Consider the following 16,941-nt stretch of genomic DNA (forward strand, 5'->3'; position numbering starts at 1 on the left):
GTGCCTGGCCGGGGACGATGTGAGCCGGCTCAGGTACGGACGCCGTGGGTCGCCGGATCCCCCGGGGCGGCCTGGTCGACCATTGCGGTGCGCTCGGCCGCGACCGGCACCAGGATCGCAGCGACAAGGGGGAACGCGGCCACCACGGCGAAGGCCGGCGCGAAGCCCGCGGCTCCGATCGCCACCGCAAGAACCGGTGGAGTGAGAGCCGTCAGCGCGTTCTGACCCGTGGTCTGGATACCGAGTGCGCGGCCGGCCCAGGCAGATCCCGCTTGTTCGGCGACGGCGGTGAAGGACAGGCCGTTGCTGCTCACGACCACCACCCCCAGGAACAGCAGGACGGGCACCGCCAGGCTCGATCCGGCAGCGGCGGCAGCGGCCAGCACCAGCATTCCCACACCGGTCGAGACCGCGATGATCCGCATGGGCCTCAGCCGGCTGTCGGTGCGATCCGACCAGTAGCCCGCACCGAGGCGGCTGAGGGCACCGCACACCTGCGCGCCGGCGAGCAGGTGACCGGCGGCGAGGGCAGTCCAGCCGCGGGCGTCGATGAGGAACACCAGCGCGAACGTGGTGATCGTGAACTGGGGGATCACGAGAAGCGCACTGGCGGCGTGGATGCGCCACAGGCTGGGAGTGCGATAGGGCGAGGTCGACGGGCGGTCCGGTGTTCCCCGGACACTGGTGGAGGGCTGCGGGGCCGGATCGCGCACGAACACGAAGGCCGCTGTCGCCGCGGCCAGGAACAGCGCCGCGAGGAACAACAGCGGCATCCCGATGCCATCAGCGGCGAGAGCGGGCAGCGTGACCGCGGCCAGCGCGAGGCCCAGCGGCCCCGAACTCTGCCTGATGCCCATCGCCAGGGCGCGCTCGTGCCGCGCGAACCAGCCGAGGATCATCCGGCCGCTCGCCAGCACCGAACCACCGGCCGCGCCGGCGAGCGTCAGGCAAACGGCCAGGCTCGCTGTGCCGTGCGCCCACTGGGCGGCGACGAGGACGAGGCCCTCCAGCCCGAGGCCCGTGGACAGCACGCCGCGCTCACCCCACCGGTCGGCCGCGGCACCCCAGGCGATCAGCGTGAGCGTCACGCCGACGGTGGGGCAGGCGACCAGGAAGGCGGCCTGTTCCAGAGCTAGACCCTCGTCCCGGAATGCCGGGATCAGGTAGGCGAGCCCGTACTGGAACGTGCTGCCGGCGATCATCGTGAGCATGCCGACGACCAGGATCAGCCACCGTCTGCGCTCACCTGGCATGTGCGGGTCCATCCCCCTCGATGCGCCGTCGCACGCGCCCGTTGACCTTATGGCACGGCACGCCGACACAGGGGCCCCCGCCTCCCCGTGATCGACAGCGTTCCGGCGATGTCGCGGTGTTCCGGAGCCGAGGATCAGCCGTTGTCGGCGCCGTCGACTCGATCGTGCCGAGGCCCGACGCGTACCAGGCGGCGATCATGCCCGCCGCCCGAGGCGGGCCGGCCAAACTCGGTCAGGAGCGGGCGAGACGCCGCAACAGCGAGTCGGCCCCCAGCGGGTAGGCGCCGTGCCGGCGTACACCGTCGGCGACCTCACGGTCGGACGAGACGACGACCACCGGGCGGCCCGACGGCTCGGCGCGGACCAGGCGGCGGATCAGCTCGTCGGCGGTCTCGCCCTTGCGGGAGAACAGCACGCGTACGCCGCGCGGCGCCGGTGGGAGCCCGTGCATCCGTTCGGCGCCGTCGAAGACCACGGTGACCTCGTCACCGGTCTGCGCGGCGATCCCGCCGAGGCCGGTGATGAGACGTTTGCGCTGCTGCTCGAGCGACATCTCGCCGAAGCCGCGCTTGGTGACGTTGTAGCCGTCGACCACCAGGTGCGCGCGGGGCAGGGCGAGCAGCTGGTCCAGTCGGGCCGGGTCGTCGGTGTCCCGGGCGCGCGCGGACGGGCCGGCCGGCGCGGCGCCCGGCTGCTCGGCGAACGAGTCGGCGATGAAGTCGGCGGGAAGCTTGTCGACGGGGTCCAGTGCCAGCTCCCGGCGCAGCCCGACGGCGGCCTGGCCGATGGTCTCCAGCAGCAGCCACAGCCGGGCGTCGTCGACCGAGCGCGCCTCCTTGGCGCTGGCTCGGGCAACCCCGGCCGCCGACTCGGCCTCGGCCAGGCGTGCTCGGGCGCGGCGCAGCTCGGCGTCCACGTCGGCGCTGGCACGCGCGGCACGACCGCGCTCGGTGGCCAGCAGCTCGGTGGCCTTGCGCTCGCGGGCCTGTGTCTCGCGCAGGGTGCGCGCCACCTGTCGGGACTCCTCGCGGAGCTGGCCCAGCTCCTCGCGGACCCGGGCGAGCTCGTCGCGGAGCTTCTCGGCCTCGACCCGGGCCACCGCCCGGTCGTGTTCGGCCCGGGTGGCCCGCTGCTCGGCCTCCCGGACCAGCTCGGCGACGACCGCGCTGTCGGCCTCGGCGCGGACCGCCGCGCCACTGGCGTCGATCAGCTCGCGCCAGCCACGGGGCCGGGCAAGGTAGGCCAGCGCGGCCACCTCGACGGGGTCGGCGGCGGCCGGGGCGGTGCCCTCGACCACGGCCGCACCGAGATCACCGGCGTCGGCCAGCACCCGGGCGGTGACCCGCTGCCGGAACAGCGGGTCGGAGGTGAGCTGGGCGGCGATGGCTGGCGCGCCGAGCCGGGCCCGCCGGTTCGGGGCGAACTTGGCCACCCGGCGCAGCGGCACCGGCACCTCGTCGAGGGGCAGCCCGGGCAGCACCGTGGCGGTGAGCGTCACGATCCGCTGCCGGACCGGCTCGGGCAGGGTGGGTTCCGGCTCGATCGCCGGCCCGTCGTCCGGTGTCGTCGGGCCGGGTGCGCCCGATGTGTCGGTGACCACGTTGTCGTCCGGATCGCCCACGGCACCAGCACGCACGGCGACCGGGTCCTCCTGCGGGAGGTGGTCGTCGGACGGCTCGGTGAGGGGCATGTGGCAAGTCTCCCACCGCGACCGGGCCCACCGCCCGGTGAGTGAGCCGATCTCTCATCCTAGCCCCACGCCGACTGGTGGGGCCGCTGTGACGGGAGTGTCGGACCGTCGCGCTAGCGTGCCGCCGATGGCACAGGCGGAGTACGTCCAGGAGTCCCTCGCTGGTCTCGACCCGGCGGTGGGCGGGGTGGACCCGGCGCTGCCGCTCTACGCGACCACTTTCGTGGTGGTCGACCTGGAGACCACCGGCGGCGCGCCGGACGGCGGCGGCATCACCGAGATCGGCGCGGTCAAGGTGCGCGGCGGCGAGCAGCTCGGCGTGCTGGCAACCCTGGTCAACCCGGGGCAGCCGATCCCGCCGTTCATCACCGTGCTGACCGGCATCACCCAGGCCATGCTGCTGCCGGCCCCGCCGATCGAGCAGGTGCTGCCGAGCTTCCTGGAGTTTCTCGCCGACGCGGTGCTGGTGGCCCACAACGCCCCCTACGACGTGGGCTTCCTCAAGGCCGCCTGCGCCAAGCACGGCTACCGGTGGCCCAACCCCCGGGTGCTGGACACCGCGGCGCTGGCCCGCCGGGTGCTGACCCGCGACGAGGTGCCCAATCGCAAGCTCGGCACCCTGGCCGCCTACTTCCGCACCGCCACCCAACCCACCCACCGGGCGCTGGACGACGCGAAGGCCACCGTCGACGTGCTGCACGGGCTGATCGGCCGGCTCGGTGGCCACCGGGTGGACACCGTCGGCGAGGCCATCGAGTTCGCCCGGGCGGTCACCCCGACCCAGCGCCGCAAGCGGCACCTCGCCGACGGGTTGCCCAAGGTCCCCGGGGTCTACATCTTCCGGGCCGCCGACGAGCGACCGCTCTACGTCGGCACCTCGGGCGACATCGCCACCCGGGTGCGCAGCTACTTCACCGCCGGCGAGAAACGCGCCCGCATCTCCGAGATGTTGGCCGCGGCCGAGCGGGTCGAGGCGGTGGAGTGCGCGCACTCTCTGGAGGCGGAGGTCCGCGAGCTGCGGTTGATCGCGGCGCACGCCCCGCCGTACAACCGGCGGTCGAAATACCCGGAGCGGATGGTCTGGCTCAAGCTGACCGACGGGCCCTACCCCCGGTTGTCGGTCGTCCGCGACCTCTCCCCCGCCGACACCGCGTACCTCGGGCCGTTCACCTCCCGGCGGGCCGCGGAGCTGGCCGCCGCCGGCTTCCACGACGCGCTGCCGCTGCGTCAGTGCACGCACCGGCTCTCGCTGCGGACCGTCACGCCGGCCTGCGCGCTGGCCGAACTGGGTCGCTGCCCGGCGCCCTGCGAGCACAGGATCACCCCCGAGGAGTACGACGACAGCGCCGCGGCGCCGTTCCGCAGCGCCACAGCCAGCGACCCGCAGCGGGTGGTGGACGCGCTGCTGGCCCGGATCGAGGTGCTCTCCCGGGACCAGCGCTACGAGGAGGCCGCGGTGGTGCGGTCGCGGCTGGCCGCGGTGCTGCGCGCCACGGTGCGGATGCAGCGGCTGGCCGCGCTGACCGGGATCGTCGAGCTGGCCGCGGCTCGGCCCGCCGCCGGTGGCGGCTGGGAGCTGGCCCTGGTCCGCCACGGCCGGCTGGCCGGGGCGGGGGTGTCCCCACCGAGGGTTCACCCGCGACCCACGCTCGACGCCATCCGGGCGACCGCCGAGACGGTGCCGGGCGGCCACGGTCCCGTTCCGGCGGCCACCGCCGAGGAGTCCGAGCGCATCCTGTCCTGGTTGGAACGACCGGAGACCCGGCTGGTGGAGATGTCCTCCGGTTGGGCGTCGCCGGTCGGTGGTGCGGGGCGGTTCCGTGACCTCCTGGTGAAGGCCGAGAGCGGCGGGTCCCACCAACTCTCGACCGAACGCTCATGACCAAGTGACCGATCGGACTACGTCGACTCGCTTAGGCTGTTAGACAAGTGCAGTCCTGCCCGATTCGTGGGCCTGCTCCCGTCCGCCGGCTTCCGGCGGCCGTGGAGCCGGGGTGAGGAGGTGTCCCTCGTGGACGTCGACGCCGGACACGGCGCCGCCCTGGGGGGCGCCCTGCCGACCCAGTCGGGTGAGCTTCCGCTGGCCCGCCGGCTGCGGTCGTTGCTCACCTGGCCGACCACCGACTCCGACCCGGTCACGCAGCTGGTCCGTACCCATCGGGGCATCCACGCCGGCACCGACCCCGCCGTGCTGCGCCGGGCCTACACCATCGCGGAGAACATGCACCGCGGGCAGTTCCGCAAGAGCGGCGAGCCGTACATCACCCACCCCCTCGCGGTGGCGCAGATCTGCGCCGAGCTGGGCATGGACACCACCACGTTGGTGGCGGCGCTGCTGCACGACACGGTGGAGGACACCCGCTACACGCTCCAGGCGCTCTCCGAGGACTTCGGCGGCGAGGTGGCCCACCTGGTCGACGGGGTGACCAAGTTCGACAAGGCGTTCTACGGCAAGAACGCCGAGGCGGAGACGATCCGCAAGATGATCGTCGCGGCCGCCAAGGACGTCCGGGTGCTGATCATCAAGCTGGCCGACCGGCTGCACAACATGCGCACCCTCGGGGTGCGCTCCGCGTCGTCCCGGGAACGGATCGCCCGCAAGACGCAGGAGGTGCTCGTTCCACTCTGCGACCGGCTGGGCATCCAGACCCTCAAGCGCGAGTTGGACGACGTGGTGCTGCTGCACCTGGAGCCCGACGAGCACGCCCGGCTGGCCCGGCACGTGCACGACCGGCCCGGTTGGGACGCCTACCTCGACGCGGTGGCCGCCCGCGCCCGGGTGGCGCTGCGCCGCAGCCGCGTCGACGCCGAGGTGAGCCCCCGGCCGCGGCACCTCTACTCGATCTGGAAGGACACCATCGCCGGCGAGCACAGCGCGCCGTACGACCTGCCGCGCATCGCCATCGTGGTCGACGGCCCGGCAACCGAGTGTTACGCGGCACTGGGTGCGATCCACGGCACCTGGCGGCCGGTCGCCGGCCGCTTCAAGGACTTCATCGCCTCGCCGAAGAACAACCTCTACCGCTCGCTGCACACCAGCGTCTGTGGTCCCCAGGACCGCACGGTGGAGGTGCTCATCCGCACCGAGGAGATGCACCGCTCGGCCGAGTACGGCATCGCCGCCGACTTCCGCTTCCCCCACTCGGGCACCGGCAGCGCGGCGGCCCGCGCCGAGCAACTGGACTGGCTGCGCCGGGTCCTCGACTGGGAGCCCGACGCCGCCGATCCGGCGCAGTTCCTCGAGTCGCTGCGCTGCGACCTCGCCGAGGGGCAGATCCAGGTCTTCGCCGACGGGCGGCAGGTCGTGCTGCCGGGTGGCGCCACTCCCGTCGACCTCGCCTACGAGCTGGGCAGCGAACGGGGTGACCGATGTCTCGCCGCCCGGATCAACGGCCGGCTCGCGCCGCTGAGCTCGGAGTTGGACGAGGGCGACGTGGTCGAGATCTTCACCGAGAATGACGGGGACAACGGCTTCGAGGCCGGTGTGGCACCCCGGGGCCCGCGCCGGGAGTGGCTCGGCTTCGTCAAGTCACCGCACGCGCAGATGCAGATCAACCGCTGGTTCGCCGAGCACACCGAGCCGGGCATCACGATCAGCGACAAGGTCCGCCTCGGCCGGGCGACCATCGGGCTCACCCTGCGTCAGCACAACCGTGGTCTCGCCAGTGACCTTCCGCTGCTGCGCCTCTCCGAGGAGCTGGGCTATCCCGACCTGGAGACCCTGTTGGTCGCGGTCTTCGACCGGGTGATCGAACCGGACACCGTGGTACGCCAGCTCATCGACCTGGTCGACCACCGGCAGTGACGCGCGGTGCCCCAGCGCGTCCGAAGGACATTCGTCACCACTAGCCTGGGGTCATGATCCCCCGCTCCCGCGTCACCGGTCGGGCACTCTTCTACCAGGCTTTCTACCGGCTGCCCCTGCCGGTGCGCCGCCGCCTGGTCCGGCTGGCAGTGCCCAAGTACATCGTCGGCGCGGTCACCCTGGTCCGCGACGCCGAGGCGACGGGTGCGGGTCGCCTGCTCATGCTGCGCCAGCCGCCCGGCAGGGGCTGGTCGCTGCCCGCCGGTCTGCTCGACCGGGGCGAGGCCCCGGTGGCGGGCGCGGCCCGTGAGTTGTTCGAGGAGTCCGGCATCCGGCTGTCCCCGTCCCGGCTGCGTCCCGCGGTGCCGAACGCGATCGTGCACGCCAAGGGTTGGGTGGACATGGTCTTCGAGACGGAGGTGCCCGCCTCCAGCACGGAGCTGGTGGTCGACGGCGGGGAGGTCTTCGAGGCCGCCTGGCACCCGCTGGACGACCTGCCCAAGCTGACCTGGCCGACCGCCCGCCTGCTCGCCTACTACGACATCGGGCCGCTGGCCGGGCAGTTTCCGCCACCGGTGCCCGACACACTGCCGTGAGCCTGCCGGCCAGCGTGCCGTCCGACGGGCGGCCGGACAGTCGGCGGGCCGAGGTGTGCGCCGTGGTGCTCGCCGCCGGCGAGGGCACCCGGCTGCGCCCCCTCACCGAACGGCTGCCCAAGGCGCTCTGCCCGGTGGGCAACGTGTCGTTGCTGGACCGGGCGCTGGCCCGGCTGGCGGGGCTCGGCCTGACCGGTCCCGAACGGGTCGCGGTGAACGCCTGTTACCTCGCCGACCAGGTGGTCGCGCACGTCGGTGACCGGGCATACCTGTCGGTGGAGCCCGGTGACCCGCTCGGTACCGCCGGCGGGGTGGCCAACCTGCGGGACTGGATCGACGGGCGGCCGGTGCTGGTCGGCAACGCCGACGCGTACCTCGCCGACCCGGTGAGCGCCCCGGGCCCGGACGTGGCCGCCCTGTTCGACGGCTGGGACGGGCAGCGGGTACGCCTGCTCGGTCGGCCCGCCGCGAACCCGACGGCGCCGGGCACCTTCGCCGGGCACGACTTCACCGGCTTCTCGCTGCTGCCCTGGCGGCTGGTCCGCGACCTGCCGGTGGTCTTCTCCGACCTGGTACGCGCGGTCTGGCGGCCGGCCGAGGCGGCCGGCGCGCTGGAGGTGGTGCCCTACCCGGGCACCTTCTACGACACCGGCACACCGGCGGACTACCTGGCGGCCAACCTGCACGCGGCCGCCGGTGGCGCCCTGGTCGACCCGTCCGCCACGGTCACCGGCCGCTGCGCGGAGTCGGTAGTCGGCGCCGGTTCTCGGGTGGGCGGCGACGTGCGGCGCACGGTGGTCTGGCCGGGCGCGACGGTGCGCACCGGCGAGCGGCTGCGCGACGCGATCCGGACCGGGGACGGCTGTACGGTGCAGACCGACGCCCCCGACGGCTCCCGCCTTCAGGCTCAGGTGGAAACATCTAGCATGGGCGAGGACGCCGACGAACGGAGAAATGTCTCGTGATCACCGCGATCGTGCTGATCGACTGCTCTACCGACGCGATCCCCGAGGTGGCGGAGAACCTGGCCACCCTCCCCGGCGTCAGCGAGGTCTACTCGGTGGCGGGGCACGTCGACCTCATCGCCATCGTCCGGGTCCGCGAGTTCGACCAGATCGCCGAGGTCATCGCCGGCAGCATCTCCAAGGTGCCGGGTGTGCTGAACACCGAGTCGCACATCGCGTTCCGGGCGTACTCCCAGCACGACCTGGAGGAGGCGTTCGCGATCGGCCTGGCCAGCGCCGACTGACCTCTCGACCGCCTCGCCTGCCGGCGCCGGACGCACGGCGGCCGGCCCACCACGCGGGTGGACCGGCCGTCTGCTGCCGCTACGTCAGCTCTCGCTCGGAGCCGGCGTCTCGGTGGTGCCGCCGCCCGGAGCCGGCGAATCGGTGCCGCCGCCCGGAGCCGAGGATTCGGTGCCGCCGCCCGGAGCGGGCGACTCGGTGCCACCCGGGCTGGGCGTACCGCTGGCGCTGGTCTGCGGAACCGGGATACCCAGCTGGTTGGCGAGCTGGACCAGCTCGTCGTAGTGCGCCTGCAGAGTCGGCAGGGCGTTCTGGGCCAACTGGACCACCGACTGCTCGGAGCCCTGCGAGATCTCCGTCTGGGTGGCCTGGATCGACTGGACGTGACCGGCCAGCTCACTGGTCACCCAGAGCCGGTCGAACTCCGCGCCGCTGGCGTTGTTCAGCTTGTCGAGGACGGCCTGCTGATCGGCGTTGGGCTCGTTCGGCAGTTCCACGCCGAGCGGGGACGCCGTCTGCTGCAGTGTCTGGTCCAGCTTGGTGTGGTCGGACTTGAACATCGCGCCCAGGTCCTTGACCCTCTGGTTCTGCCCCTTCTGCTGGGCCAGGTCACCGGCGGTGATCTCGAACAGGTTGGTCTGGTGTGCCGCCTGCAGATACTGGGTGTCCTGCGTCGACGGCTGTGCCGCGGCCTGCGCGGCCGCGGCCGGCGCAACGCCGACCAGTACCAGCGCGGCCAACAGGCCGAGGCGTTTGATACCCAACATGCTTCCCCCCCTTGAGACGTTGGACCGCACGGATACCCGGCTCACGGGGGTTATTCCTGCGATCGCCCGTCGCGCGGGGTCGACCCGTCGCGCCGTGGCCGTCCGACTCCTGGCCGGATGGGCGGTGGACGCCGAGATACGACGTGGCGCCCACCGGAAGTCCGGTGGGCGCCACGTCACGCTGCGGTCGGGGGGTCAGCGACGGCTCTCGCCGCTGCTGATCTCCTCGCGCTCGGGCCGCGCCTCGACCGGGGGGTGTCCCGGCGAGACCGGCGCCTCGGCCGGCTTCTCGATCGGGTAGAAGAAGCCCCGGATCGCCGGGCCGAGAGCCCCGAGCCGGTTCATCTTCTTGGGCACCACCCAGCCGACGTACTCCAGCTCGCCGTGGCCGTCCGCGTGCCCGTTGGACGCGCTGAGCGGCTGGTGCACCTCGACGAACCGGCCGTCCGGCAGGCGCCGGATGATGCCGGTCTCCACACCGTGCGCGAGAACCTCACGGTCGTGCTGCTGCAGACCGAGGCAGAGCCGGTAGGTGACGTAGTACGCCAGCGGCGGAACCACCAGCAGGCCGACCCGGCCGGCCCAGGTCATCGCGTTCAGGCTGATCTGGAACTTGTCGGCGATCACGTCGTTGGCACCGGAGAGCGTCAGCACGACGTAGAAGGCGACGGCCATGGCGCCGACCGCGGTGCGGGCCGGGGCGTCGCGGGGCCGCTGGAGCAGGTTGTGGTTCTTGCGGTCCTTGAGGCGCCGGGCCTCCAGGAACGGGTACATCGTCGACAGGCCCACCAGGATGCCGGGCAGCACCACCGTCGGCCAGAACAGCGGCGGGATGACGTACCCGTCGCCGATCGGGATGTTGATCTCCCACGCTGGCATGAGTCGGGTCGAGCCGTCGAGGAACATGACGTACCAGTCGGGCTGGCTGGCGGCCGAGACCACCCACGCCTCGTACGGGCCGAACAGCCAGATCGGGTTGATCTGGAACAGGCCGCCCATCAGCGCGATGACGCCGAAGACGACCATGAAGAAGCCGCCCTGCTTCAGCGCGTACCGCGGGAACATCCGCTCGCCGACCACGTTGCCGTTGGTCCGACCGGGGCCGGGCCACTGGGTGTGCTTCTGCTTGAAGACCAGGCCCAGGTGGACGCTGATCAGCGCGACCAGCAGACCCGGGATGAGCAGCACGTGGGCGATGAAGAACCGGCTGATGATGATCGTGCCCGGGAACTCGCCGCCGAAGATCGACGAGGTGAGCCACGAACCGATCACCGGGATGGACAGCATGATCGCCGAGGCGATCCGCAGGCCGGTGCCGGACAGGCCGTCGTCCGGCAGCGAGTAGCCGGTGAAGCCGGCCAGGAAGCCGACCCAGAACAGCAGCGAACCGATGATCCAGTTGGTCTCCCGCGGCTTGCGGAAGGCGCCGGTGAAGAAGACCCGCAGCATGTGCACGACGATCGCGGCCATGAACAGCAGCGCCGCCCAGTGGTGCATCTGCCGCATCACCAGACCACCCCGGACCTCGAACGAGAGGTCCAGGCTGGAGGCGTACGCGGCGGACATCGGTGTGCCCTTCAACGGCGCGTAGCTGCCGTTGTAGACCACCTCGGTCATTGCCGGCTCGTAGAAGAAGGTCAGGAACACACCGGTCAGCAGCAGCACCACGAACGAGAACAGCGCGATCTCGCCGAGGAGGAAGGACCAGTGGTCCGGGAAGACCTTGTTCAGCAGCTTGCGCAGCGGAGTGGCCACCTGAAAGCGGTCGTCCACTCCCACCGCGGCCTTGCCCGGCGTCGCCGCAAGGTCAAACTTTCGACGCTTCATGGCCGCTCCCAGAAATCAGGCCCGACGGTCTCGGTGTAGTCGGACTTCGCCACGAAGAAGCCCTCGGAGTCCACCTCGATCGGCAACTGCGGCAGCCGCCGGCTGGCGGGGCCGAAGACGGGCCGGGCGTTGTCGGTGATCAGGAACTGGGACTGGTGGCACGGGCAGAGCAGCCGGTTGGTCTGCTGCTCGAACAGGCTCGCCGGGCATCCGGCGTGCGTGCAGATCTTGGAGAAGGCGGCGTAGTTGCCCCACATGAAGTCGCCGTGACCGATCCGCTCGTTGGCCCGGCGCGAATCCTGGGCGTCGGAGTCCCTCAGGTGGATCAGCAGCGTCGGCGAGTCGGCGTGCTCGTTGCTCACGCCGTTCTCGATGCCGGGGAATACGGTCAGCTGGCCACCGGTGCTGATGTCGGCCGGGCGTACCGGTCGGCCGTCCTCGCGAACCAGGCGGATCCGCTCGCCGCTTCCGGCCGCGGCGAAGCCGGTGGTGAACATCTGGTTGTTCTTGTGCGGCTGGGAGATCAGACCGCCGACCAACGGCGCCGCGACCACCGCGCCCACCGGAGCGAGACCGGCCAGCAGCGAGATGCCGAGCAGCGGACGGCGCTTCACACCCAGCTCGTCGGCCATGTAGAGCATGGTCTGGCCGGTGATGGTGCGGCCCTCGGAGTCCACCGCGCCCTCGTGCCGGTCCTGGATCGAGACCTCCTTGGGCAGCAACTTCTTGCCCCAGGTCAGGATGCCGAAGCCGACGGCGAGCAGGGCCACGCCGAGCGTGAAGCCGAGCAGCGGGGTGTAGAACTTGTCGCCACCACGGCCCGGCTCGTACTGCCAGGGCCACCAGATGTAGATCGCCAGGAAGGCGGTCGCGGACAGGCCGGTGATCAGGAACAACCCGGCCACCACGCGGGTCAGGCGACGCTCGGCCTTGGTGCCGGGCAGCACCTGCTGCTCGTAGTGGACGATCTCGATGTCGTCCCGGCGGGCGCCCTCGCGGACGACGTCGAACCGGGTCACTCCGGGCGCGTTGATGTCGAGCGGCTCCTGGCCCTGCGGGGCCTGCTGCTCGGTGTGCGTGCTCATGCCGTCACCTCGCTACGGGTGGCGCCGAGCGGCACCACAGCACTGAATCGGATGATCCGCTCGGTCACGACTTACCCGCAATCCACAGGCTAGCGAAGACGAGGGCCACAATGCCAATCAGGAAGATCGCCAGACCCTCGGTGGACGGCCCGTACCGGCCGAGGTTGAACCCGCCCGGGTCCTGGTCGCGCTTCAGCGTCTCCTGGATGTAGGCGATGATGTCGGCCTTCTGCTCCGGCCGGAGCTGGTTGTCGCCGAAGACCGGCATGTTCTGCGGGCCGCTCAGCATCGCCGCGTAGATCTGCCGGTCGGTGGCCGGGTGCAGGCTCGGGGCGAACTTGCCCGAGGAGAGCGCGCCACCGCCGCCGCCGAAGGCGTGGCACTGGGAGCAGTTGATCCGGAACAGCTCACCGCCGGCCGCGACGTTGGCGTTCTCGTGGAGGTTGCCACCCTCCGGCACGACCGGGCCGCCGCCGAGTTCCTGGATGTACTCGCCCAGCTGGCGGGTCTGCTCGTCGGTGAAGAGCGGGGGCTTGCGGTGCGCCTGGGCCTCCTGGCGGGGCAGCGGCATCCGGCCGGAGCTCACCTGGAACTCGACCGAGGCCGCGCCGACGCCGATCAGGCTCGGCCCGCGGCCCTCGACGCCCTGGGCGTTGCGTCCGTGGCAGGTCACACAGCTCACATCGAACAGCGCCTTGCCCTCGGCTGCGGCGCCGGTCAACGGCGGGTTGTCCTGCGCCTGCGCGCCGGGGGCGAAGACGGTGTAGGCGCCGCCGGCGAGCATCAGCGCGGCGAACAGCCGGACCGCGGCACCCAGCCGGCGGCGGCCCCTGCTGCGCGCGGCGGGCCGCTCGCGCAGGCGCGCGAGCAGACCGCGTCGGCGGTCGTTGTCAGAAGTCATGACCTGTGTCCTTAACCGGTTGGACCTTGTCTCAGGGGACGGAGCAGCGGCGCGGTTCGTGACGCGCCAAGATCACTGAAGCCAGTAGATCATGGCGTACAGCCCGATCCACACGACGTCGACGAAGTGCCAGTAGTACGACACGACGATCGCTGAGGTCGCCTGCGCCGGCGTGAACCGGCCCATGGTCGTACGGACCATGAAGATGATGAAGGCGATCAGACCGCCGGTCACGTGCAGGCCGTGGAAGCCGGTGGTCAGGTAGAACATCGAGCCGTAGCCGTCGGCGTTGATCTTGACGCCGTCCTCCACCAGGTGGCGATACTCGTTGACCTGGCCGAGCACGAAGATCAGGCCCATCACGAAGGTGATGGTGAACCAGCGCCGCAGCGCGTGCACGTCACCCTTCTCCGCCGCGAAGACGCCAAGCTGGCAGGTCACCGAGGAGAGGACCAGGATCACCGTGAAGGTGGTCGCATACGGGATGTTCAGCGACTCGGTGTGCTTCTCCCACTGCTCCGGCGCAGCCGCGCGGATCGAGAAGTACATCGCGAACAGCGCCGCGAAGAACATGAGTTCGCTGGAGAGCCACACGATCGTCCCGACGCTGACCATGTTTGGTCGGGTCAGGGAGTGGATCCGGCTCTTGTCAATGGCTGGGGCCGCAGTCACGCCGTCATTATTGCCCCTGACCGGGGCCGGCGATCAGCGGGGTGGCAAACCCACGCCTTCCGTGGCCCGGGCGTCAGGGTCCGGTTCGCCTGGCCTAGCCTGAAAAGCGTGCTGCACGTCGATCCGATCTTCGCCGCCACCTCGGCCGTCCCGGCCGCGGTGCTCGCGGCCGCCCCGGCGGGCACGTCGGCGCTGGCCGCCGGGGGCGAGGCGACCCCTGGACCGTTCACCGTCGGCGCGGTGCTGACCGAGACCCGACTGGACAGCTGGCTGGCCCTCGGCCTGGTGCTCGCGGCCGGCCTCTACCTCTACGGGGTGCACCGGCTGCGCGTCCGCGGCGACCGCTGGCCGGTGTCCCGCACGGTGTTCTTCCTCGGCCCCGGCCTGGGCGGCATCGCGCTGGTCACGGTCAGCGGGCTGCACGCGTACGACACCGTCCTGCTGTCGGTGCACATGATCCAGCACATGGTGCTCTCCATGGTGGCACCGATCTTCCTGGCACTGGGCGCGCCGATGACGTTGGCCCTGCGCACCCTCCCGGTCCGGCCCCGCAAGCGCCTGCTGGCGATCGTGCACAGCCGCGTCGCCCGGGTCTACAGCTTCCCGCTGGTGGCGTTCGCCATCTTCGTGGTCAACCCGTTCGCGCTGTACTTCAGTGACCTGTACCGCTTCACCCTGGAACACGCGTGGGCGCACGAGCTGGTGCACGCGCACTTCATCATGACCGGCTGTGTGTTCTTCTGGCCGCTGCTGGGCCTCGACCCGCTGCCCGGCCGCTGGCCGTACCCGGCACGGGCGCTGCTGATGCTGCTCTCGGTGCCGTTCCACACCGTGCTCGGGCTCACGATCATGCAGAGCAGCACGCTCTTCGCCGGCGACTGGTATCCATCGCTCAACCTGGGCTGGGCCGACCCACGGGCCGACCAGGTGCTGGCCGGCGGCATCCTGTGGGCGGGCGGCGAGTTCGTCAGTGTGACCATGCTCGCCGTGCTCGTCGCCCAGTGGGTCAAGCAGTCCGAACGGGAGGCCCGCCGGGTCGACCGCGAGCTGGACCGCCAGGAGGCCCGCGACCGCGCCGCCGGCACCCCGGCCGCCTGAGCAGCGCCGACGGTACGCCGGACGGCAGGCGACGGGCGGGATGTCGACTGCGTCACGTCGACCGGTACGATCGGCGGGCAGCTACGAGGTGGGAGTCAGTCCAGCCATGAGCGATCGTTCGTGCACCGTCCTGCTCTACAGCGACGACCCGCAGGTCCGCGACCGGATGCGGCTTGCCGTAGGCACCCGCCCCGCGCCCGGGCTGCAGATCGAGTTCGTCGACGCCTCGACGTACGCCGAGACCATCCGGCTCGTCGACGACTACGAGATCGACCTGCTGCTGCTCGACGGTGAGGCGTCCCCTGGCGGCGGCATCGGCATCGCCCGCCAGATCAAGGACGACCGGGACGACGCGCCCCCGACCTGCCTGGTGATCGCCCGCGCCGCCGACCGATGGCTCGCCGCGTATGCCGAGGTCGACGCGACGCTGGTGCATCCGCTCGACCCGGTGACCACCGGCGGCACGGTGGCCGAGCTGCTGCGGACGCACGCACCCGCCTGACGTCCCCCGCTTCCCGGCACCGCCACGGCGCCGGATCCGCCGGCGCCGGTTCCAGCCCACCCGCACTCGCACGCTCGGGAGGCCCGCCATGGGCGATCGGACCTGGCCGCACCTGCTCAACGCGCTGCTGCGCGGCGACGAGCTGTCCACCGCCGACACCGCCTGGGCGATGAGCGAGATCATGGCCGGCTCGGCGAGCGCGGCGCAGGTCGCCGGTTTCGCGGTGGCGCTGCGGGCCAAGGGCGAGACCTCCGCCGAGCTGGCCGGGCTGGTCGAGACGATGCTGAGCCGGGCCGTCCCGGTCAACCTGCCCGACGAGCTGCGCTCCACCGCGCTGGACGTGGTGGGCACCGGCGGAGACCTCGCGCACACGGTCAACATCTCCACCATGGCCGCGCTCGTGGTGGCCGGTGCCGGCGTCCGGGTGGTCAAGCACGGCAGCCGGGCCGCGTCCTCCTCGTGCGGCACCGCCGACCTGCTGGAGTTCCTCGGCGTACCTCTGGATCTCGAACCGGCCGCCATCGTCCGCTGCGTCACCGAGGCCGGCATCGGGTTCTGCTTCGCGGCCCGGTTCCACCCGGGTCTGCGGCACGCCGGGCCGGTCCGCCGGGAGCTGGGCGTGCCCACCGTGTTCAACTTCATCGGCCCGCTGTCCAATCCGGCCCGCCCCCGGGCCAGTGCGGTCGGCTGCTTCGACCAGCGGATGGCCCCGGTGATGGCCGGCGTGTTCGCCGCCCGCGGCGACTCCGCCCTGGTGATGCGCGGCGAGGACGGGCTGGACGAGTTCACCACCGCCGCGCCGACCCGGGTGTGGGCGGTTCAGGGCGGCACCGTACGCGAGGCCGTGCTGGACGCGGTGGACCTGGGAGTACCCAGGTCCACCCTCGCCGACCTGCGGGGCGCTGACGCCGCGTACAACGCGGGTGTGGCCCGTCGACTGCTGGCCGGCGAGACGGGTCCGGTCCGGGACGCGGTGCTGGTCAACGCCGCGGCGGCGCTGGCCACCCAGGGTCCGCTCGACGGTGACCTGATCGAGGCGCTGCGCGCCGGCCTGGACCGCGCCGCCGAGTCGATCGACTCCGGCGCGGCGGCCGCCACCCTCGACCGTTGGATCGAGACGGCCACCATCGCCTGATCCACCCGCTCCGCGAGCAGCGCGCGGGGGAATTGTCGGACCCGCCCGGCAAACTACAGTCCAGTAGTTCCCGCTGCCGTCCACGCGCCGCTGTGGCGTAACGGCGCGGCCCGCCCGAACTGAGAGGAGACGCCCGTGTCGGACCGCGAGCTCTACTGCGACGTCTGCGAGGGCGCGGTGCCGTTCGAGGCGCCGCCCTGCGTCGACGGCCACGGCAGCGACTGTCCCGAGCTGATCTGCACCCGCTGCGGCACCGCCGTGGTGATCGCCACCTTCGCCTTCCGCGTCACCCGGCTGGCCGACCGTCGGCGCCGGCAGCCCGCCCGCCGGCACGCCGCCTGACGCGCGCCCGACAGACCGGGC

At 71.9% G+C, this 16,941-nt stretch carries 16 protein-coding genes; 9 read left to right on the plus strand and 7 right to left on the minus strand.

The window, feature by feature from the left end; genetic code table 11:
- Nucleotides 1-29 precede the first annotated feature (29 nt).
- Nucleotides 30-1,253: an MFS transporter gene (locus ACLJN9_RS10880; RefSeq protein ID WP_410811042.1), complete on the minus strand. Its 1,224-nt coding sequence runs from the start codon at nucleotides 1,251-1,253 to the stop codon at nucleotides 30-32.
- Nucleotides 1,254-1,485: 232 nt separating this feature from the next.
- On the minus strand, nucleotides 1,486-2,943 hold the full coding sequence (locus ACLJN9_RS10885) for an NYN domain-containing protein (RefSeq protein ID WP_410811043.1): 1,458 nt from the start codon (nucleotides 2,941-2,943) through the stop codon (nucleotides 1,486-1,488).
- 127 nt (nucleotides 2,944-3,070) lie between these two features.
- Between ACLJN9_RS10885 and ACLJN9_RS10890 the strand changes: the two genes are divergently transcribed.
- The 5 genes from ACLJN9_RS10890 (at nucleotide 3,071) to ACLJN9_RS10910 (ending at nucleotide 8,593) form a co-directional block, all read left to right on the plus strand.
- Nucleotides 3,071-4,825: a DEDD exonuclease domain-containing protein gene (locus ACLJN9_RS10890; protein WP_410811044.1), complete on the plus strand. Its 1,755-nt coding sequence runs from the start codon at nucleotides 3,071-3,073 to the stop codon at nucleotides 4,823-4,825.
- Nucleotides 4,826-4,954: 129 nt separating this feature from the next.
- On the plus strand, nucleotides 4,955-6,748 hold the full coding sequence (locus ACLJN9_RS10895) for a RelA/SpoT family protein (protein WP_410811045.1): 1,794 nt from the start codon (nucleotides 4,955-4,957) through the stop codon (nucleotides 6,746-6,748).
- A 53-nt stretch (nucleotides 6,749-6,801) separates the two neighbouring features.
- Nucleotides 6,802-7,344 carry an NUDIX hydrolase gene (locus ACLJN9_RS10900; RefSeq protein WP_410811046.1) on the plus strand — a complete coding sequence of 181 codons (543 nt, stop codon included), beginning with the start codon at nucleotides 6,802-6,804 and terminating at the stop codon, nucleotides 7,342-7,344.
- Nucleotides 7,345-7,346: 2 nt separating this feature from the next.
- Nucleotides 7,347-8,309 carry a sugar phosphate nucleotidyltransferase gene (locus ACLJN9_RS10905; RefSeq protein ID WP_410811443.1) on the plus strand — a complete coding sequence of 321 codons (963 nt, stop codon included), beginning with the start codon at nucleotides 7,347-7,349 and terminating at the stop codon, nucleotides 8,307-8,309.
- Nucleotides 8,306-8,593: an Lrp/AsnC family transcriptional regulator gene (locus tag ACLJN9_RS10910; RefSeq protein ID WP_410811047.1), complete on the plus strand. Its 288-nt coding sequence runs from the start codon at nucleotides 8,306-8,308 to the stop codon at nucleotides 8,591-8,593. Before ACLJN9_RS10905 ends, ACLJN9_RS10910 begins: the two co-directional genes overlap by 4 nt.
- A gap of 84 nt (nucleotides 8,594-8,677) precedes the next feature.
- Here the strand turns inward: ACLJN9_RS10910 and ACLJN9_RS10915 are convergent, their stop codons facing one another.
- The 5 genes from ACLJN9_RS10915 to ACLJN9_RS10935 all read right to left on the minus strand — a co-directional run bounded on the left by ACLJN9_RS10915 (nucleotide 8,678) and on the right by ACLJN9_RS10935 (nucleotide 13,843).
- The gene (locus ACLJN9_RS10915) at nucleotides 8,678-9,358 is read right to left on the minus strand and encodes a DUF4142 domain-containing protein (RefSeq protein ID WP_410811048.1); all 681 of its coding nucleotides are present in this window, start codon (nucleotides 9,356-9,358) and stop codon (nucleotides 8,678-8,680) included.
- Nucleotides 9,359-9,553: 195 nt separating this feature from the next.
- Nucleotides 9,554-11,185, minus strand: a complete 1,632-nt coding sequence (locus tag ACLJN9_RS10920; RefSeq protein WP_410811049.1) for a cytochrome b N-terminal domain-containing protein — start codon at nucleotides 11,183-11,185, stop codon at nucleotides 9,554-9,556.
- Nucleotides 11,182-12,270 (minus strand): ubiquinol-cytochrome c reductase iron-sulfur subunit, encoded by a 1,089-nt coding sequence (locus ACLJN9_RS10925; RefSeq protein ID WP_410811050.1) that lies wholly within the window; start codon nucleotides 12,268-12,270, stop codon nucleotides 11,182-11,184. Before ACLJN9_RS10925 ends, ACLJN9_RS10920 begins: the two co-directional genes overlap by 4 nt.
- 64 nt (nucleotides 12,271-12,334) lie before the next feature.
- The gene (locus ACLJN9_RS10930; RefSeq protein WP_410811051.1) at nucleotides 12,335-13,171 is read right to left on the minus strand and encodes a cytochrome c; all 837 of its coding nucleotides are present in this window, start codon (nucleotides 13,169-13,171) and stop codon (nucleotides 12,335-12,337) included.
- Between the two features lie 72 nt (nucleotides 13,172-13,243).
- Nucleotides 13,244-13,843, minus strand: coding sequence for a heme-copper oxidase subunit III (locus ACLJN9_RS10935; RefSeq protein WP_410811052.1), 600 nt, complete (start codon nucleotides 13,841-13,843; stop codon nucleotides 13,244-13,246).
- A gap of 108 nt (nucleotides 13,844-13,951) precedes the next feature.
- Here ACLJN9_RS10935 and ACLJN9_RS10940 point away from each other — a divergent pair, with 108 nt between their 5' ends.
- From ACLJN9_RS10940 to ACLJN9_RS10955, 4 genes are all read left to right on the plus strand, one after another.
- Nucleotides 13,952-14,941 (plus strand): cytochrome c oxidase assembly protein, encoded by a 990-nt coding sequence (locus ACLJN9_RS10940; RefSeq protein WP_410811053.1) that lies wholly within the window; start codon nucleotides 13,952-13,954, stop codon nucleotides 14,939-14,941.
- A gap of 106 nt (nucleotides 14,942-15,047) precedes the next feature.
- Nucleotides 15,048-15,443 carry a hypothetical protein gene (locus ACLJN9_RS10945; protein WP_410811054.1) on the plus strand — a complete coding sequence of 132 codons (396 nt, stop codon included), beginning with the start codon at nucleotides 15,048-15,050 and terminating at the stop codon, nucleotides 15,441-15,443.
- A gap of 88 nt (nucleotides 15,444-15,531) precedes the next feature.
- On the plus strand, nucleotides 15,532-16,578 hold the full coding sequence (trpD, locus tag ACLJN9_RS10950; protein ID WP_410811055.1) for an anthranilate phosphoribosyltransferase: 1,047 nt from the start codon (nucleotides 15,532-15,534) through the stop codon (nucleotides 16,576-16,578).
- Between the two features lie 135 nt (nucleotides 16,579-16,713).
- On the plus strand, nucleotides 16,714-16,920 hold the full coding sequence (locus tag ACLJN9_RS10955; RefSeq protein WP_410811057.1) for a hypothetical protein: 207 nt from the start codon (nucleotides 16,714-16,716) through the stop codon (nucleotides 16,918-16,920).
- Nucleotides 16,921-16,941 lie beyond the last annotated feature (21 nt).

It is taken from the genome of Micromonospora sp. 067-2, assembly GCF_046549295.1.
In the GTDB taxonomy this organism is placed as follows: domain Bacteria; phylum Actinomycetota; class Actinomycetes; order Mycobacteriales; family Micromonosporaceae; genus Micromonospora.

Bases quoted from the DNA above. Each gene is read 5' to 3' on its own strand.
- ACLJN9_RS10900 (WP_410811046.1), top strand. From the start codon at position 6,802: ATGATCCCCCGCTCCCGCGTCACCGGTCGGGCACTCTTCTACCAGGCT.
- ACLJN9_RS10920 (WP_410811049.1), bottom strand. From the start codon at position 11,185: ATGAAGCGTCGAAAGTTTGACCTTGCGGCGACGCCGGGCAAGGCCGCG.
- trpD (WP_410811055.1), top strand. From the start codon at position 15,532: ATGGGCGATCGGACCTGGCCGCACCTGCTCAACGCGCTGCTGCGCGGC.
- ACLJN9_RS10915 (WP_410811048.1), bottom strand. From the start codon at position 9,358: ATGTTGGGTATCAAACGCCTCGGCCTGTTGGCCGCGCTGGTACTGGTC.
- ACLJN9_RS10945 (WP_410811054.1), top strand. From the start codon at position 15,048: ATGAGCGATCGTTCGTGCACCGTCCTGCTCTACAGCGACGACCCGCAG.
- ACLJN9_RS10885 (WP_410811043.1), bottom strand. From the start codon at position 2,943: ATGCCCCTCACCGAGCCGTCCGACGACCACCTCCCGCAGGAGGACCCG.
- ACLJN9_RS10925 (WP_410811050.1), bottom strand. From the start codon at position 12,270: ATGAGCACGCACACCGAGCAGCAGGCCCCGCAGGGCCAGGAGCCGCTC.
- ACLJN9_RS10880 (WP_410811042.1), bottom strand. From the start codon at position 1,253: ATGCCAGGTGAGCGCAGACGGTGGCTGATCCTGGTCGTCGGCATGCTC.
- ACLJN9_RS10890 (WP_410811044.1), top strand. From the start codon at position 3,071: ATGGCACAGGCGGAGTACGTCCAGGAGTCCCTCGCTGGTCTCGACCCG.
- ACLJN9_RS10930 (WP_410811051.1), bottom strand. From the start codon at position 13,171: ATGACTTCTGACAACGACCGCCGACGCGGTCTGCTCGCGCGCCTGCGC.